Raw genomic sequence first — 18810 nt, 5'->3', positions numbered from 1 at the left:
CGCCTCCCTCACCGGGCGCGATCCCGGCTCCCGCCGCCCCCGGCACGACAGGCGCCGCCCCACCCCTGCCGATATGATCCGACCGATCGTCGACACCCCCGCGCGGCCCCGCGAACGACGGCCCACCGGGACGGTGGCGAGCAGCGCGATCCAGGAGGCCAAGGTGACGACGGGCTGGCAGTTCTGGGTCGACCGGGGCGGGACCTTCACGGACATCGTCGCCCGCCGCCCCGACGGAACGCTCCTCACCCACAAGCTGCTCTCCGAGAACCCCGCGCGCTACCCCGACGCCGCCGTGGCCGGCGTACAGGCCCTGCTGGACGGCTCCCACGACCCCGTGGACGCAGTCCGGATGGGCACCACCGTCGCCACCAACGCCCTGCTCGAACGCAAGGGCGAACGGACCCTGCTGATCATCACCCGCGGCTTCCGCGACGCCCTGCGCATCGCCTACCAGAACCGCCCCCGCATCTTCGCCCGCCGCATCGACCTGCCCGAACCACTGTACGAACGGGTCGTCGAGGTCGACGAGCGGATGACGGCCGACGGCACGGTCCTGCGCCCGCCCGATCTGCACGCCCTGGACGGGCCCCTCCGCCAGGCGTACGAGGACGGCTTCCGCGCGGTCGCCGTGGTCTGTCTGCACAGCCACCTGCATCCCGCCCACGAACAGGCCGTCGGCGCGCTGGCGGCCCGTATCGGCTTCCCGCAGATCTCGCTGTCCAGCGAGGTCAGCCCTCTGATGAAACTCGTCCCGCGCGGGGACACCGCCGTTGTCGACGCCTACCTCTCGCCCGTCCTGCGCCGCTACGTCCACCGCGTCGCCGACCAACTGCACGGCGTACGGCTGATGTTCATGCAGTCCAACGGCGGGCTCGCCGAGGCCGGTCAGTTCCGCGGCAAGGACGCCGTGCTGTCCGGGCCCGCCGGAGGGATCGTCGGCATGGCGCGCATGTCGCGGCTCGCCGGACACGACCGGGTGATCGGCTTCGACATGGGCGGCACCTCCACCGACGTCTCCCACTTCGCGGGCGCGTACGAGCGCGTCTTCACCACCCGCATCGCCGGTGTCCGGCTGCGCTCGCCCATGCTCGACATCCACACCGTGGCCGCGGGGGGCGGCTCGATCCTGCACTTCGACGGCTCCCGCTACCGGGTAGGGCCGGACTCGGCGGGCGCGGACCCGGGCCCCGCCTCCTACCGGGGCGGCGGCCCGCTCACCGTCACCGACGCCAACGTCATGCTCGGCCGGATTCAACCCGCCCACTTCCCCGCGGTGTTCGGCCCCGACGGAGATCAGCCCCTCGACGCCGCCACCGTCCGTGAGCGCTTCACCGCCCTCGCCGCGGAGATCCGCGGGAGCACCGGCGACGACCGCACCCCGGAACAGGTCGCCGAGGGCTACCTCCGGATCGCGGTGGCCAACATCGCCAACGCCGTGAAGCGGATCTCCGTCCAGCAGGGCCACGACGTCACCCGCTACGCGCTCACCACCTTCGGCGGCGCGGGCGGCCAGCACGCCTGCATGGTCGCCGAGTCGCTGGGCATCCGCACCGTGCTGGTCCCGCCCATGGCAGGAGTCCTGTCCGCGCTGGGTATCGGCCTCGCCGACACCACCGCCATGCGCGAACAGTCCGTCGAGGCCCTTCTGGAACCCGCCGCCATGACCGGCATCCGCGCCACCGCCGACCGCCTGGAAGAGGCGGCCCGCGCCGAACTCCGCGCGGAGGACGTCCCCGAGGACCGCATCCAGACCGTCCGCACCGCACAGCTCCGCTACGACGGAACCGACACCACCCTCACCGTCCGGCTCACCGGACCGGACACCATGCGGGCCGCCTTCGAGGAACGTCATCGCGCCACGTACTCCTTCACGCTAGACCGCCCGATCGTCGTGGAAGCCCTCTCGGTCGAAGCCACCGGAATCACCCAACCCCCCGATCTCTCGGCCCTCGCCCCGTACGAAGGCCGCCCCGCCCCACCCGACACCGTGCGCCTGCACACCGGCGGTGCCTGGCGCGACGTACGTCTGTACCGCCGCGAGACACTGCCGCCCGGTGAGAGCGTCACCGGCCCGGCGATCATCACCGAGGCCGGTGCGACGACCGTCGTCGACGACGGCTGGCGGGCCGCCGCGAACCACCACGGGCATCTGGTCATGGAACGCACGGCCGTCACGCAGAGTTCCGATCTCGACACGGAAGTCGATCCGGTTCTGCTGGAGGTCTTCAACAACCTCTTCATGTCGATCGCCGAACAGATGGGCGCCCGGCTGGAGTCGACCGCCCAGTCCGTCAACATCAAGGAGCGGCTGGACTTCTCCTGCGCCCTCTTCGATCCCGATGGAAACCTGGTGGCCAACGCCCCGCACATCCCCGTCCACCTGGGTTCGATGGGCACCAGCGTGAAGGAGGTCATCCGTCGCCGCGGCTCCGCCATGCGGCCCGGCGACACCTACGCCGTGAACGACCCCTACCACGGCGGCACCCACCTGCCCGACGTCACCGTGATCACCCCGGTCTTCGGCACCGACCCCACAGATGCCACGCAGCGTGACCAGATCCTGTTCTATGTCGCCTCCCGGGGCCACCACGCCGAGATCGGCGGCATCGCACCGGGCTCCATGCCGGCCGACAGCCGCACCATCGACGAGGAGGGCGTCCTCTTCGACAACTGGCCGCTCGCCGAGAACGGCCGCTTCCGCGAGGCGGAGACCCTCCGACTCCTCACCGAGGGACCCCACCCGTCCCGCAACCCCCAGACCAACCTCGCCGACCTCAGGGCCCAGATCGCCGCCAACCGCAAGGGCGTCGACGAAGTCACCCGCATGATCGACGACTTCGGGCTCGACGTCGTCCAGGCATACATGCGGCACGTCCAGGACAACGCCGAGGACGCGGTGCGCCGAGTGATCGACGCCCTCGAAGAGGGCACCTACGCCTACGAGACCGACTCCGGCGCGATCATCCGCGTCCGGATCGGCGTCGACCGCGCGGACCGCTCCGCGACCATCGACTTCACCGGCACCACGGCACAACTGCCCACCAACTTCAACGCCCCCTACGCCGTCGTCAACGCCGCCGTCCTGTACGTCTTCCGCACCCTGGTCGCCGACGACATCCCCCTGAACGACGGCTGTCTGCGCCCCCTGCGGATCGTCGTACCACCGGGTTCGATGCTCTCGCCCGAGCCGCCCGCCGCCGTGGTCGCGGGCAATGTGGAGACCTCCCAGGCGATCACCGGCGCCCTGTACGCCGCTCTCGGCGTCCAGGCGGAGGGATCGGGCACCATGAACAACGTCACCTTCGGCAACGCGCGCCACCAGTACTACGAGACTGTCGGCTCCGGTTCCGGCGCGGGCGACGGATTCCCCGGCGCCGATGTCGTACAGACCCACATGACCAACTCACGCCTCACCGACCCCGAAGTCTTGGAGTGGCGGCTGCCCGTGCTCCTGGACGAGTTCGCCGTACGACGGGGAAGCGGCGGAGCGGGCCGCTGGAGGGGCGGGGACGGCGCCGTACGCCGGATCCGCTTCCGCGAGCCCATGACGGTCTCCACGCTGTCCCAGCACCGCAGAATGCCCCCGTACGGCATGAACGGCGGCGAACCCGGTGCGCTCGGCACGAACCGGATCGAGCGTGCGGACGGTACGGTCACCCCACTGGGCGGCAGCGACGCCACGGACGTCGGACCCGGCGACGTGCTCGTCGTCGAGACCCCCGGCGGCGGAGGCTACGGGCCCCCGCCGACCGAACCCCATCGAGCAGGAGAAGAGACCGATGAAGCTCGGGCGAACTGAGCGCGTCAAAACCCCGGTCGAGCCCGTCACGCTCAAGATCCTGGTGGCCGGCGGCTTCGGCGTGGGCAAGACCACGCTGGTCGGCGCGGTCAGCGAGATCAGGCCACTGCGCACCGAGGAACTGCTCACCGAGGCGGGCCGCCCGGTCGACGACACCAGCGGTGTGGAGGGCAAGCACACCACGACCGTCGCCATGGACTTCGGCCGGATCACCCTGCGCGAGGACCTGGTGCTGTACCTCTTCGGTACGCCCGGCCAGGAGCGCTTCTGGTTCATGTGGGACGAACTGTCGGAAGGGGCCCTGGGCGCCGTCGTGCTCGCCGACACGCGGCGCCTGGAGGACTGCTTCGCCGCCGTGGACTACTTCGAACGGCGTTCCATCCCGTTCGTGGTCGGTGTCAACTGCTTCGAAGGAGCCGCCCGTTACCCGGCCACGGCGGTCCGCCAGGCACTCGACCTGGACCACGGTGTCCCGGTCGTACTCTGCGACGCGCGGGACCGCGAGTCCGTGAAGGAGGTCCTCATCGGCGTCGTCCAGCACGCGATGGCCGCCGCGGCGACCCGCCGCCAGAAGGTGACCACCTGAGCGGCGCTCCCACGCGACGAGACGCGGCCCGTACCCCCGCCGACCGGGGTACGGGCCGCTGCTCCAAGGCGCCGCACATGTCGCGGCCACCGAACCGGGCTCCTAGGGAACCCCTTCGCCGCCATCGCCCCGGCACCAGGCCACCGTGCTCCCGAAGCAGCAGTGCGCCACCGCAGTCCCGGCCCGTCCGAGGAAACGATCCTGCCACTCGCTGTGACCGGATCGGGCGATCCAGCCGGCCCAGACCTTCAGCGACGCCCCTGAGCCGTGCGGCGACGTCCGCCGCCAGAACGCGTCCCGCGTCCCGCCTGTCGCCGGTGTCGAGCGCGCGGCGACGGCCACATCACCCATGGAGAACGGCCCCCTGACGGTCAGTGGACCCGCGACGCGCGCCGGTATAAGCCGAGATGTACGGCGATGTCAACTGACACCGGAAGTGTCAACCGAGCCCCACGGACCGTCAAGGTCGCCGACACCATCCGTGACACGAGTCCGAGGACGCCCCCACGGCATCCGTGAGCCACGCCGGGCGGCTCGCGCCGACCGATGGGCCGGGAAGCACGCCCCGAGCCCGCAGAGCCCGCCTGAGCGCCTCCACGGACGACGCCCACGCACACCCCGCTACCCCGTGCCTGCAAACCGAACTCGGCCCAAGCCGGTGCTGACCGCCCCCTCCCCACCGACCCCGCGCCCGCTCAACCTCGCCCCGGCTCCGCCGCCGCGTACCCCCATCGCCCCGGCGAAGGCCCTGCGCCCCGACGGACCTCATGCCCCGGCGACCCGGCCCGCCCCAGCACCCAGCTCGCCCCGTCGAGGGCCTTGGCCGCCTTCTTCAGCGGCGCCAGACACGCCGCCGCCTCCCGGTGATCGGCCACGCTCCCCGGAACGCACACCACCGTCGCCAGCGACAGCGTCACCGGCAGCCCACCCGCGGACAACGGCACGTCCAGCACCGACGTGACCATCGGATCGAGCGCCTCCGGATCAGCCAGGACCAGGAAGTCGTCCCCGCCGATATGCCCCACCCGCATACTCCCGGTGGCCGCACCTTGCAGCATCCCTGCCACCGACCGGATCAACTCGTCCCCGGCCGCGAACCCCGCCCCGTCGTTCACCTGCTTGAAGTGATCGACATCCAGCCAGCTCAGCGTGAACGTCCAGCCGTCCGCTATCCGCCGGTCCACCTCGTCCGTGATGGAGTCGGACCCCGGCAGCCGCGTGAGCGGATTGAGCCCGGCCGCCTCCTCCACCCGTGTCTCGGACAGCGCCCGCACGAGATCGGCCAGCCGTACGACCCCCACGCACCGCCCGTGCCCGTCGACCACGGCGACATCGTCGGACGTACGGGAGCGGTCCCCGTCGGCCACCACGTCCAGCACCTCCCACGCCGTGGCGTGCACCCCCACCGTGCGCGGCGGATCGCCCAGCTTGGCCGCGGGCCGGTCCGCGTACAGGGCGTGTCCATAGCGCCCGGACATCGACAGCAGGAACCGCGACCGGTGCACCGACCGCACCGGCGTCCCGTCCCGGTCCACCAGCAGCACCCCCGAGACGTCGGGCGACCCGGTCAGCAACGCCCGCACATGACCGGCCGACGCCGTGTCCGGCAGCAGCGCGGCGGGCCGCACGAACTCCCGCACCGACGGCCCCGACCGCCGTACCGCCTCCGGAGCGGGGGAGACGGGCGGCACATACACGTCCGCCACCGGCAGCCGGGCCGGCGGCGCGAACAGCTGCCCCTGCGCCAACTGCGCCCCCGCCGACTGCGCCGCCGCGCACTGCCCTTCCGTCTCCACGCCCTCGACGGCGAGCAGCGCGCCCATCTCCTCGCACAGGGTCCGCATCGACTTCACCGCCGCGCGGCGCGCCAGCAGCGACGCGTCGAGCTTCACCAGGTCCGGCGCCAGATCCGTGAGCAGCCGCAGCGGCACATCCCCGTCCCCGACCCCGTCCGCGCTGATCCGGAGCCCCTGCTCCCGCAACGCGCCCACCGCCTCCAGCAGCGCCTGCTGCGGCACATGCGTGTAGGGCGGCACGACGTCCACCGTGACCTCCCACGGCAGACGACCGGCCTGCCGCACCGCGTCGTGCAGCGGGGTGAGTCCACCGAGATCGGCGAGCGTGCCCGCGAACACATTGACGTGCAGCGGCAGCATCGCCTCCTTGCGCACCGCCGCCCGCAGCGCCAACACGGCCAGCGCGCTGTCCCGTTCGGGATCCCGCCGGGCCTCGGCCAGGATGTCACCGGCCTCCGGGCGGGCCAGGATCTCCAGTGCGGCGATCCCCCCGGTGGTCAGATTGACCACGGGCTGGAACGCGAAGCGGAGAGAGTCCGACCAGGAGCGCACGGGAGCATGATGACTCCCAAGGCGCACGCCCAGGCGCAGTTCATAAGACGTTCACGCAGGATTCCGAGCTGATCACATAGCGTGCGATCCCCCTTCCCGCCCCGGTGGCACGCCCCTCGCGCCCAGGTCCACGAACCTCACGTCCCGGCGACACGAGGACGAGCCCCGGTTCACGACCCTCACGTCCAGGCGATACGAGGACGAGCCCCGTTCCACGCCACGACCCTCACCGCCATGCGAAACGACGACGAGCGCCTAGGCGCTGACCACAAGCGCGGGCCACGAGTCACCCACTCGCTCACCCGACGGTCCCTCACCGCACCGCGACCACCGCCGAACCATGTCCGAACAGTCCCTGATTCGCCGTGATCCCCACCCGGGCCCCCTCGATCTGCCGCTCACCCGCCTCCCCTCGCAGTTGCCACGTCACTTCACACACCTGCGCGATGGCCTGCGCGGGCACCGCCTCACCGAACGAGGCCAGCCCGCCGCTCACGTTCACCGGTATGCGTCCGCCCCGTGTCGTCGCCCCGTCCCGCAGCAGCTTCGCCGCCTCGCCCGCACCGCACAGCCCGAGATCCTCGTACCACTGCAACTCCAGCGCGGTGGACAGGTCGTACACCTCCGCCAGCGACAGGTCCTCGGGCCCGATCCCCGCCTCCTCGTAGGCCGCGCGAGCGATCGACGCCCGGAAGGTCACCGGATCGGGCTCGACCGCGACCGCCGAGTCCGTCGCGATGTCCGGCAGATCCAGCACCGTGCTCGGATAGCGGGGCGTGACCGTCGACACCGCTCTGATGCGCACCGGGTCGGCCACCCCGTGCCGCCGCGCGAACTCCACACTGGACAGCACCAGGGCCGCACCGCCGTCCGACGTGGCGCAGATGTCCAGCAGCCGCAGCGGATCGGCGACCACCGGCGAGGCCGCCACCTCCTCGGCCGTGACCCGCGAGCGGTAGCGCGCGTACGGGTTCAGCGCCCCCATGGCGGCGTTCTTCACCTTGACCTGCGCGAAATCCGCCACGGTGTCCCCATGCACCGCCATCCGTCTGCGGGCGTAGAGCCCGAAGTACGTCGGGTTGGTCGCCCCCATCAGCCGGAACCTCAGCCAGTCGGCGTCCTCGGGGCGATCCCCGCCGGCCGGCCGGAAGAAGCCCTTGGGAGCGGCATCCGCCCCCACCACAAGCACGACATCGGCCAGCCCCGCCAGAATCTGGGCCCGCGCGGCTCCCACGGCCTGGGCGCCCGACGCGCAGGCCGCGTAGACGCTCGTGACCCGGGCCCCCTGCCAGCCGAGCGCCTTGGCGAACGAGGCGCCGGCCACATAGCCCGGATACCCGCCACGCACCGTGTCCGCGCCCACGATCGCATCGACGTCCCGCCATTCCACTCCGGCATCCGCGAGCGCCGCCCGCGCGGCCACCACCCCGTACTCCACGAAGCCGCGCCCCCATTTGCCCCAGGGATGCATCCCCGCGCCGAGCACCGCCACATCCCTTGTCATGCCGCCACCCCCGTAGGCCGCCAGTACCAGGTCAACCAGGTCGTCTCCGCGTCCTCGTGGAGCACGCCCGACACCGCCTCTACCTCCATGCCCACCTTCAGATCCGCGACGGTGACCCCCGGCGGTGCCTGCCCCAGAATCACGATCCGGTCCTCCGCCAGTTCTGAAGCGATCAACGCGCACGGCTCCCACGGAAGTTCCGGATTCGTCACATAGGGTGACGGTGGCCGATATCGACTGTCGGTGTACGACCAGATCCGCCCGCGCCGCGACAGCGGTACCTCGACCAGATCCCCACCACCACAGGCCGGATTACGGCACCACGCGTCCTCGCGCGGGAAGAAGAGCGCGGTGCAGGCGGAGCACCGCGTACCGAGCAGACGGAAGTCTTCGCCGTCCCCCGTGAACCAACCGGCCACCACAGGAGTGCGCACCCGTGCCATAACCCCTCCCGAACTCCAGTAACTGACGATCCATCAGAAACTAGAAGTCTGCCACGGGCCACGTCGAAGGGGCAGAGGGCAGCACCCCCACGCCACGCCACCACCGACCGCACCTCACCCCAGGCCGAACCACCACAGAAGCCCGCCGCACCCCCTCCGCAGCAGTCCTCGACCCACCGCCCGCACCCCGCCCCACAGACTGAATCCGGACACACCGGCACCCCGCTCCGCGCGACCGCTTCCGTCTCACCCCAGCCGCCTGATAGACGCAGAGCCCATGACACGACTCCCCACCGTGCCGCGAGCCCTCACCGGCGCCCTCACAGCCCTGCTGCTGGCCCTCACCGCCACCCCGGCCTCCGCCCGCCCGGCAGGCGCCCTGACCGCCCCCGCCGACTTCGTCGCCCTGCGCACCGTCGACCGGACGATCATCGAGGAGATCCGCTACACCACCCCGCACAACTTCGTGGGCGAGCCCATCGACGGCTACCGCCAGCCCTTGTGCGTCCTCACCCGCCCCGCCGCGGAAGCCCTCCGCACCGCCCAAAGGGCCCTGCTCCGCCAGGGCTACGCGCTCAAGGTGTACGACTGCTACCGCCCCCAGCGCGCCGTCGACCACTTCGTCCGCTGGGCCGAGGACCTGGACGACGACGCCATGAAGCGCGAGTTCTACCCGGACGTCGACAAGTCCCGCCTCTTCGCGGACGGCTACATCGCCGAGAAGTCCGGCCACAGCCGCGGCTCCACCGTCGACCTCACCCTCGTCGCGCTCCCGGCACGCCCCACCAGGCCCTACGTCCCCGGCGAACCCCTCGTCCCCTGCCATGCCCCCAAGGACCGGCGTTTCCCCGACAACTCGGTGGACATGGGAACCGGCTACGACTGCTTCGACACCCGCTCACACACCCTCGACCCGCGCGTCCAGGGCGCCCCACGCGCCAACCGGCTCCTGCTGAAGAACACTCTCGAAGACGTCGGTTTCGTGAACCTCCCCGAGGAGTGGTGGCACTTCACCTACCGCCCCGAGCCCTACCCCGACACCTACTTCGACTTCCCCGTGGCATGGAAATCCCTCACCAAAAGGGCATGACAAGGACGAACGCCCCCGCGCGGAGAGACGCACACCACACCATCGGATACAGTCCGCGACGTGTCCGAGAACCCACAACCCACCTCCAACTCCGCGGTCGACAGCCACTGTTCGAGCTGCGGGGCGCCCTATGGAAAGGGCATCACCGGCTGGCCCCGCACCTGCCCCTCGTGCGGCACCGTGGCCTACCGCAACCCCCTGCCGGTCGCGGTGGCACTCCAGCCCGTGTACGACACCCAGGGCACCGCCCTGGTCGTCATCACGCGCACCATCGCCCCCGCCCTGGGCGGCATCGCGCTCCCCGGCGGCTTCATCGACGACCGTGAGGACTGGCGCCACGCCGTCGTCCGGGAGCTGAAGGAGGAGACCGGCATCGACGCGGCGAGCCGCGACGTCCGGCTCGTCGACGCCATGAGCGCGCCCGACGGCCACCTGCTGCTGTTCGGCCTCCTCCCGGAACGCCCGGCGGACGGACTGCCCCCGTCGGCGGCCACCGACGAGACCGAGGGCTGGCACCTGCTGCGCAGGCCCGAGGAACTGGCCTTCCCGCTGCACACACTCGCCGCGAGGGCCTGGTTCGAGGGCCGCTACTGAGCGGGCTTCGGGGGCAGCCCCCGGATGTGTACCGGATGGGGCGGCTCGACCGGCCCGACCTCCCGCTCCCGCTCCACGACCACGCGTGAGCCCTCCCAGCGGGTGAAGTACCGCTCGATCTCCGGCTCGTCCCACCCGTCGCCGCCGTCCGCCACCACCAGCCCACTGCCGGTCCGCCCCCGCGCGGGAGCCCACACCTCCAGCTCCAGTCCGCCGTCCTTCCCCCGCACCGGAAGGACGGCGCCCGCGCGGGCCAGCACCGGAATCCGCGCCAAGGGCGCCTCCACGACCACCTGCCCAGGCCCCTCGTACACCCGCTCCGTCGCCGTGTCGTACCACCGGCCGCGCGGCAACTGCACCGCCCTGCGGTCCGCACCCGGGTCCAGCACCGGCGCCACCAGCAGCGCATCCCCCAGCAGGAACGCGTCCTCACAGTCCCGCAACGCCCGGTCCTCGGGCGCCCCCCACCACAGAGGCCGCACATATGGCGCCCCCGTCCGCCGCGCCAGATGCGCCAGCGTCACGAAGTAGGGCAGCAGCCGCCTGCGCTCGATCAGCGCGTCGCGCGCGTACGCCAGCACATCCGACCCGAACTCCCACGGCTCACGCCGCCCGGCCCGCAGACTCGCGTGCGTACGGAACAGCGGCACATAGGCGCCCAACTGGAACCACCGCAGATACAGCTCCGGCGACGGGGAACCGTCGAAGCCGCCCACGTCCGGCCCCGAGTACGGCACCCCGCACAGCCCCAGCCCCATGACCAGCGCCAGCGACGCCCGCAGCCCCGGCCAGCCGGTCGCCACATCCCCCGACCATGTACCGCCGTAGCGCTGCATCCCGGCCCAGCCCGCCCGCGAGAACACGAACGGCCGCTCCTGCGGACACAACTCGCGCAACCCCTCGTAGGCCGCCCTTGCCATGCCCAGGGCGTACACGTTGTGCGCCTCCCTGTGGTCGCCCCCACGGCCCTCCAGGGCGTGTCGCGCCGACCTCGGCAAGGTGGACTCCCCGAACGCCGTGAACGACGTCGGCTCGTTCATGTCGTGCCAGAAACCGGCGAACCCCTGCGCCAGACGCTCCTCGTACTGCCTGCCCCACCAGGCACGCACCCGCGCGTCCGTGAAGTCGGGAAAGACCGACTCCCCGGGCCACACCACCCCCCGCACCACCTGCCCCGACGCGTCCCGCACGAAGACGTCCCCGGCCGTACCGCTGTCATACAGCGCGTTCCCCGGCTCCGCCTCGACCGCCGGATCCACGATCGACACCAGCCGGATTCCCTCCTGCCGCAGCTCCTCCGCCAGCTCCGGCAGCTTGGGAAAACGCTCAGGATCGACCGTGAACGTCCGCCGCTCGTCGAAATGGTCGATGTCCAGATGCACGGCATCCAGCGGCAGCCCGCGCTCCCGGTAGCCGGACACGATCCGGCGCACCTCCCGCTCACTGCCGAACCCCCAGCGCGCGTGATGATGTCCCAGCGCCCACACCGGCGGCAGCGCGGGCGCTCCCGTCAGCGAGGCCCAGCACAGCAGGACACGCGCGGGCGTCCCCACCATCACCCAACAGCGCAGCGAACCGCCGTCCATACGCAGCTCGCTCGTCCCGGCCCGGTCGTGTCCCGACCCGGCCCCCTCCTCGCCCTCCGCCAGCGTCACCGACCCGTCCCAGGACGTGTCGTAGAAGATCAGATGCGTCGAGGCGTCGGCCACCACCAACTGCACCGGCATCGTGAGATACAGCGGATCGTCGCCCGGCCCGAACGCCCGCCCTGGATCGCTGTTCCACAGGCGGTACGTCCCGTCCCGCAGCCGCGGCCCCGCGGCGCGCCCGCCGAGCCCGAAGAACCGGGCGTCCGCCGCCACCTCCGAACGCTGCATCCAGCGCGCCACACCCCCCTGCACCGGTTCCCACCAGCGCGGCGGATGCTCCCGGCGCAGAGTGACCCCACCCGGCGTGAGCACCTCGACCGCCCCGTGCCGCGAGACGACCAGCGTCACCCGCTCGGCCACCACCCGCCAGCCACCGTCCTTGTCCGGCTCCAGCACGGCCCGTGGGTCCGGCTCCGGACACGCCCCGGCCAGGGCGTAGGACGGCTCCGGAGCGGCCCCGTCCCAGCCCCAGAACACCGTCCCGTTCACCGCGACCATGATCCGCAGCTCCGAGCGCGTGAACCGGATCAGCCCCCCACCAGGACCCGGTTCCACCTCCACGACAGGCCCCGGCACCCGAGCCCGCTCCGCGCCCCGCTCCGGCAGCCCGGCCGCGTCCACCCGCTTCCTGCGCCACGCCGCGCGTACGGTGCGCAACCCGTGGGCTGCCCCCGCAGCACCGACCGACTTCACCGAACGCACCAGGTCACGACCATCCATGCTGTTCAGCCTGCCATCGACACGCCCACGCGGGTGCACCGTTCAACTGCCGTTCACCCGTGCTGGGAGCACATCTTCACGAGGCGGACTATGTGGGGCAGACCCTGGTGTACTAGTCGATCACATGGCATCGTCCCCATGAGCCGTGTCGCGCCGCCGTCGGCGAACGACACCATGACGCGCAGAGTCCGGGAGCCATCACATGTCGACCGCCACCCCTCCGCCCCTCTGGGAGCCCGATACACAGCGCATCGCCCAGGCGCGGATCACCGCGTTCCAGGCATGGGCGGCCCAGCACCACGGCGCCCCCGCCGACGGCGGCTACCCGGCCCTGCACCAGTGGTCCGTCACCGACATGGAGGGCTTCTGGAAGGCCGTCACCGCATGGTTCGACGTACGGTTCTCCAGCCCCTATACGCGGGTTCTGGGCAGCCGCGACATGCCCGGCGCCCGGTGGTTCCCCGGAGCGACCCTCAACTACGCCGAGCACGCCCTGCGCGCCGCCGACGACCGCCCCGACGAAACCGCCCTCCTCTGCGTCGACGAAACCCATGAACCACAACCGGTCACCTGGGCACACCTCCGCCGCCAGGTCGGCTCCCTCGCCGCCGAACTACGTGCCCTCGGCGTACGCCCCGGCGACCGCGTCTGCGCCTACCTGCCGAACATCCCGCAGGCCGTGGTCGCCCTGCTCGCCACGGCAGCCGTAGGCGGCGTCTGGACCTCCTGCGCCCCCGACTTCGGCGCCCGCAGCGTCCTGGACCGCTTCCAGCAGGTCGAGCCCGTCATCCTCTTCACCGTCGACGGCTACCGCTACGGCGGCAAGGAACACGACCGCCGCGACACCGTCGCCGAACTCCGCCGCGACCTGCCCACCCTCCGCGCGGTCGTCCACATCCCCCTGCTCGGCACCGAGGCCCCCGAGGGCACCCTGGAATGGTCGACCCTGACCAGCGCGGACACGGACCCCGTCTATGAACCGGTCCCCTTCGACCACCCCCTGTGGGTGCTCTACTCCTCCGGCACCACCGGCCTGCCCAAGGCCATCGTCCAGTCCCAGGGCGGCATCCTCGTCGAACACCTCAAACAACTCGGCCTGCACTGCGACCTGGGCCCCGAAGACCGCTTCTACTGGTACACGTCGACCGGCTGGATGATGTGGAACTTCCTCGTCTCCGGCCTGCTCACCGGCACCACGATCGTCCTGCACGACGGCAGCCCCGGCTACCCGGACACCGGCGCCCAGTGGCGCGTCGCCGAACGCACCCGCGCCACGCTCTACGGCACCTCCGCCGCCTATGTCATGGCCTGCCGCAAAGCGGGCGTGCAGCCCGGCCGCGACCACGACCTCTCCTCGGTCCGCTGTGTGGCCACCACCGGCTCCCCGCTGCCGCCCGACGGCTTCCGCTGGCTCCACGACGAGGTCCACGACGACCTCTGGATCGCCTCCGTCAGCGGCGGCACCGACGTGTGTTCCTGTTTCGCGGGCGCCGTCCCCACGCTCCCCGTCCACATCGGCGAACTCCAGGCACCCTGCCTCGGCACCGACCTCCAGTCCTGGGACCCCGACGGAAACCCCTTGATCGACGAGGTCGGCGAACTCGTCGTCACCAACCCCATGCCGTCCATGCCGATCCGCTTCTGGAACGACCCCGACGGCAGCCGCTACCACGACAGCTACTTCGACACCTACCCCGGCGTCTGGCGCCACGGCGACTGGATCACCGTCACCTCGCACGGCTCGGTGATCATCCACGGCCGCTCCGACTCCACCCTCAACCGCCAAGGCGTCCGCATGGGCTCGGCCGACATCTACGAAGCCGTCGAACGCCTCCCCGAGATCAAGGAATCCCTCGTCATCGGCGTCGAACAGCCCGACGGCGGCTACTGGATGCCCCTCTTCGTCCACCTGGCCCCCGGAGCCCGGCTCGACGAAACCCTCCTCTCCCGCATCAAGCAGACGATCCGCGAACAGCTCTCACCCCGCCACGTCCCCGACGAAGTCATCGAGGTCCCCGGCATCCCCCACACCCTCACCGGCAAACGCATTGAGGTCCCGGTCAAACGCCTCCTCCAGGGCACCCCACTGGAGAAGGCGGTCAACCCCGGCTCGATCGACAACCTCGACCTCCTCCACTTCTATGAAGACCTGGCCCGCACACGCGGCTGAACCACGGAAGGTCAGCACGGTGCGACCACGGACGATCCGGAGTCGCACCACCCCACCCCCGCCCCTGACCTGCCAAAACACCCCCTGAAAGCCCACCCCCGATCACTCCCACCCCCGATTGTCAGTGCCGCCGGTTACTGTGAGTGAGCATTGATCGACCGCACTCAGGGGGAAACCATGACGCACACCGACGAGCTGACCATGCGACGCGTCCTGCGCCGCGAAGTGGCCGGCACCATCGGCCTGCTCACCGACGAACACGACTTCCGCAGCATGCGCCGCTACACCACCTTCGTCTTCGACGACCACCGCACCTACCTGCGGCAGGTCGAGAGCCTGCTCAAAACCCGAGCCTCCCAGGGCAGCCACACCACCCTCGCGCTCTTCGACCCACAGGAGTACGCCGAGTACTGCCTGAACGCCGGACTCGACCCGGACATCCCGGCCAGCCGAGCCCGCTTCACCGCGGAACTCGCCACCACCGGGCCGACCCTCCCCTACGAAGGCCAACCCCTGGCCGACCTCGTCCCGGCCCTCGTCGACGAAGCCGTCCGCCAGGCCACCTGGGACTACGCCTCCTCACTCCTGGCCCGCCTCGGCACCTGTGCCACCTGCGGCGAGGACATCGGCCGAGCCGCCTTCGCCCGCGCCTCGGCCCTCCTCGTCCGCGTCCTCGACACGGCACCACCCGGCGACCACCACCTCGTGTGCACGGTCTCCGGCACACCCGAAATGCTCTCGGCCGTCCTCCACGCCGACCAGAACGACACCGGCGCCACACAACTCGACGAGAACGAAGCCCTGGAGTTCACCACCGTCCTCGCCGTCGGCCTCGCGACCCACAACCCAGGCGGACTCGTGATGCGCACCAGCGCCCCCGACACCACCGACCGCGTCTACGGATGGCGTCTGCGCGGCCAAGACCTCGCACCCCTCACCGCAGGCGAGGTCTTCGACGCCTACTGCACCGACGTCGACTCCGGAGACCTCGTCTCACCCGAATCCGGCGTCGACTACTGCGCACCGCCCGACCTGGGCATGAACGGAGACGACCGGCCCCCCGGCCACCACCACTGACACCACGAGGGGCTCCCCACACGATGGGGAGCCCCTCGAAGACCCGACGACCACGCGACAGCGCACAGCCGCCCGACGCGACTACTCGCCGGACAGCACCGCCTGCGCCGCCGCCCGCGCCTGCTCGGCACTGTCCGAAGCCCGCGCCGCAGCCGCCGCCCGCTCGCACTGGGCCAGCGTGTACTTCGCCAGCGCGGCCCGCACATACGGAATCGACGCCGCACCCATGGAGAGCGAGGTGACCCCCAGACCGGTCAGCACACACGCCAGCAGCGGATCGGCGGCGGCCTCACCGCACACGCCACAGCTCTTGCCCTCGGCCTTCGCCGCCTCGGCGGACAGCGCCACCAGATCGAGCAGCGCCGGCTGCCACGGGTCCTGCAACCGCGACACGGCCCCGACCTGACGGTCCGCGGCGAAGGTGTACTGCGCGAGGTCATTGGTCCCCAGCGACAGGAACTCCACCTCCTGGAGCACCGACCGCGCCCGCAGCGCCGCCGAAGGAATCTCCACCATGGCACCGAACTTGGCATGCAGCCCGGCCGCACGGCACGCGTCGGCGAACGCCTTGGCGTCGGACCGGTCGGCGACCATCGGCGCCATGACCTCAAGGTAGACCGGCAGCCCCTCAGCGGCCTTGGCCAGCGCGGTCAGCTGCGTACGCAGGACATCCGGGTGATCGAGCAACGAGCGCAGACCACGCACACCCAGCGCCGGGTTCGGCTCGTCCGCAGGCGTCAGGAAATCCAGCGGCTTGTCGGCACCGGCATCGAGCACCCGCACCACGACCCGGCTCTCCGGAAACGCCTCCAGAACCTTCCGGTACGCCTCGACCTGCTTCTCCTCGGACGGCGCGTTCTTGCTGTCGTCCAGGAACAGGAACTCGGTACGGAAGAGCCCGACACCCTCGGCACCCGCCTCGACGGCCGCCGCCACATCACCAGGACCGCCGACATTCGCCAGCAACGGCACCTTGTGCCCGTCAGCGGTGGCCCCGGGACCGGTCGACGCCGCCAGCGCCGCCCTGCGCTCAGCCGCGGCAGCCTCCAGCTGCCCCTTCTTCTCCTTCGTCGGGTTCACGAAGATCTCACCGCTGGAACCGTCCACCGCGATCATCGTGCCCTCGGCAAGCTCACCCGCACCGGGCAACGCCACCACGGCCGGCACCCCCATCGCCCGCGCCAGAATCGCGCTGTGGCTGGTAGGACCCCCCTCCTCGGTGACGAAACCGAGCACGAGCGTCGGGTCCAGCAGCGCCGTGTCCGCAGGCGCCAGATCCCGGGCGACCAGCACATACGGCTCATCGCTGTCCGGTACACCAGGCATCGGCACCCCGAGCAGCCGAGCGACGATACGGTTCCGCACATCGTCCAGGTCGGCCACCCGCCCGGCCAGGTACTCACCGGCACCCGCCAACAGCTCCCGGTACGCCGCGAACGCGTCGTACACGGCACGCTCCGCGGTACTGCCGACCGCCACCCGCCGATCCACATCGGCCATCAGCTCGGGGTCCTGAGCCATCAGAGCCTGCGCCTCAAGCACGGCCTGGGCCTCGCCCCCCGCCAGATTGCCGCGCGCGATCAGATCGGCCGCCACCGCATCGACGGCCTGCCGGGCGCGCCCCTGCTCACGCTCCGCCTCCTCCGCCGGGATCTGCTTGGCAGGCGGCTCCAGCACCGCCGTGCCCATGTGCCGAACCTCGCCGATCGCCACGCCGTGACTCACGCCGACGCCTCGCAGCGTTGTCTCCATCTCACCCGTCTCCGATAGTGCGGCGGGTCCCGCCGCCGTGGTGGTTGCCCTGCTGGCCGTTAAGAGAACGGCGCTGACGTCACTGCCAGACGAAGAGGCTGTCGCCCGCCTTGACGTCGCCGTCCTCACGCAGCTCGGACAGCGCCTCGGCCGAAGCCTCCAGTGCCACGATGGGGCAGACCGGCGACTTGCCGGCCGCCTCGACCGCGGCAGGGTTCCAGCGCACGACGACCTGGCCACGGGTGACGGTGTCCCCCTTGTTCACCAGCAGCTCGAAGCCCTCGCCATTCAGCTGCACGGTGTCGATGCCGAGGTGGGTGAGCACACCATGTCCCTCGCTGTCCACGACGACAAAGGCATGCGGATGCAGCGAGACGATGACGCCGTCGACAGGCGAAACCGCCTCGCCGGGTTCACGTACGGGGTCGATGGCGGTACCCGGGCCGACCATGGCCCCGGAGAAAACCGGATCGGGCACCGAGGCCAGTCCGATGGCGCGTCCAGCGATTGGGGACGACACGGTGGTCATGGGAAGCCTCCCAGGGGTGGAGATTCATCTGAGCCGTCACTACCTGTCCCGGACGGCACACTGTTGAGCAGGGTATGTCATATGAAGTCCCGGTTCTCTATGAGGAGACCGGGTTCGCGACTCCAGGAGCGACCACAAATCGGTTTGCCCCCGCTCCGGAGCCACCTGTACAGTCGTACTCCTGCTTGAGGTCGAGCAACGCACCAGGCGACTCTGCCTAGCAGCACCCAACTTGTCAGATCCTATCCCGGGGTCGCCTTCTGCATGCCTGCAGGAGGGTGGTCAGGGGGACGGAAAAACACTGATAGAGTTTGGAACACCGAAGGGAAGCGCCCGGAGGAAAGCCCGAGAGGGTGAGTACGAAGGAAGCGTCCGTTCCTTGAGAACTCAACAGCGTGCCAAAAATCAACGCCAGATATGTTGATACCCCGTCTCCAGCATCATGCTGGGGCGAGGTTCCTTTGAAATAACACAGCGAGGACGCTGTGAACGGTCGGGCTTATTCCGCCTGGCTGTTCCGCTCTCGTGTGTGTGTCCCGATTACGG

At 70.8% G+C, this 18810-nt stretch carries 12 protein-coding genes; 6 read left to right on the top strand and 6 right to left on the bottom strand.

Going from position 1 to position 18810, the window contains the following annotated elements; translation table 11 throughout:
- Nucleotides 1-73 precede the first annotated feature (73 nt).
- Nucleotides 74-3802: a hydantoinase B/oxoprolinase family protein gene (locus tag AB0D49_RS39980; protein ID WP_362768579.1), complete on the top strand. Its 3729-nt coding sequence runs from the start codon at nucleotides 74-76 to the stop codon at nucleotides 3800-3802.
- On the top strand, nucleotides 3783-4388 hold the full coding sequence (locus AB0D49_RS39975) for an ATP/GTP-binding protein (protein ID WP_362768576.1): 606 nt from the start codon (nucleotides 3783-3785) through the stop codon (nucleotides 4386-4388). Before AB0D49_RS39980 ends, AB0D49_RS39975 begins: the two co-directional genes overlap by 20 nt.
- 695 nt (nucleotides 4389-5083) lie before the next feature.
- On the opposite strand, the gene AB0D49_RS39970 is transcribed toward AB0D49_RS39975, so the two are convergent.
- The 3 genes from AB0D49_RS39970 to AB0D49_RS39960 form a co-directional block, all read right to left on the bottom strand.
- On the bottom strand, nucleotides 5084-6736 hold the full coding sequence (locus AB0D49_RS39970) for a GGDEF domain-containing protein (protein ID WP_362768573.1): 1653 nt from the start codon (nucleotides 6734-6736) through the stop codon (nucleotides 5084-5086).
- Nucleotides 6737-7049: 313 nt separating this feature from the next.
- Nucleotides 7050-8240, bottom strand: a complete 1191-nt coding sequence (locus AB0D49_RS39965; RefSeq protein ID WP_362768570.1) for a lipid-transfer protein — start codon at nucleotides 8238-8240, stop codon at nucleotides 7050-7052.
- Complete coding sequence (locus AB0D49_RS39960) at nucleotides 8237-8662, bottom strand: zinc ribbon domain-containing protein (RefSeq protein ID WP_362768639.1); 426 nt, start codon at nucleotides 8660-8662, stop codon at nucleotides 8237-8239. Before AB0D49_RS39960 ends, AB0D49_RS39965 begins: the two co-directional genes overlap by 4 nt.
- A 298-nt stretch (nucleotides 8663-8960) precedes the next feature.
- On the opposite strand from AB0D49_RS39960, the gene AB0D49_RS39955 reads away from it, so the two are divergent.
- Entirely contained in the window at nucleotides 8961-9773 is an 813-nt protein-coding gene (locus tag AB0D49_RS39955; protein WP_362768567.1) for a M15 family metallopeptidase, read from the top strand.
- A 60-nt stretch (nucleotides 9774-9833) separates the two neighbouring features.
- On the top strand, nucleotides 9834-10367 hold the full coding sequence (locus AB0D49_RS39950) for an NUDIX domain-containing protein (protein WP_362768564.1): 534 nt from the start codon (nucleotides 9834-9836) through the stop codon (nucleotides 10365-10367).
- Here the strand turns inward: AB0D49_RS39950 and AB0D49_RS39945 are convergent.
- Nucleotides 10361-12736: a glycoside hydrolase family 31 protein gene (locus AB0D49_RS39945; protein ID WP_362768561.1), complete on the bottom strand. Its 2376-nt coding sequence runs from the start codon at nucleotides 12734-12736 to the stop codon at nucleotides 10361-10363. The two genes, AB0D49_RS39950 and AB0D49_RS39945, sit on opposite strands and share 7 nt — an antisense overlap.
- Before the next feature lie 202 nt (nucleotides 12737-12938).
- Between AB0D49_RS39945 and AB0D49_RS39940 the strand changes: the two genes are divergently transcribed.
- On the top strand, nucleotides 12939-14906 hold the full coding sequence (locus tag AB0D49_RS39940) for an acetoacetate--CoA ligase (protein WP_362768558.1): 1968 nt from the start codon (nucleotides 12939-12941) through the stop codon (nucleotides 14904-14906).
- A gap of 177 nt (nucleotides 14907-15083) precedes the next feature.
- Nucleotides 15084-15983, top strand: coding sequence for a hypothetical protein (locus AB0D49_RS39935; RefSeq protein WP_362768556.1), 900 nt, complete (start codon nucleotides 15084-15086; stop codon nucleotides 15981-15983).
- 81 nt (nucleotides 15984-16064) lie between these two features.
- Here AB0D49_RS39935 and ptsP read toward each other — a convergent pair whose 3' ends face one another.
- Together ptsP and AB0D49_RS39925 are read right to left on the bottom strand one after the other, a co-directional pair.
- A complete protein-coding gene (gene ptsP, locus AB0D49_RS39930) occupies nucleotides 16065-17735 on the bottom strand; it encodes a phosphoenolpyruvate--protein phosphotransferase (protein WP_362768553.1) in 1671 nt (556 codons plus the stop codon).
- Between the two features lie 79 nt (nucleotides 17736-17814).
- Nucleotides 17815-18264 carry a PTS glucose transporter subunit IIA gene (locus AB0D49_RS39925; protein WP_362768550.1) on the bottom strand — a complete coding sequence of 150 codons (450 nt, stop codon included), beginning with the start codon at nucleotides 18262-18264 and terminating at the stop codon, nucleotides 17815-17817.
- Nucleotides 18265-18810: the final 546 nt, after the last annotated feature.

The organism is Streptomyces sp. NPDC048290 (genome assembly GCF_040652095.1).
Taxonomy (GTDB): Bacteria; Actinomycetota; Actinomycetes; order Streptomycetales; family Streptomycetaceae; genus Streptomyces.
Note: the sequence above shows the minus strand (reverse complement) of the source record. Positions and strands in the feature narration are given on the sequence as shown.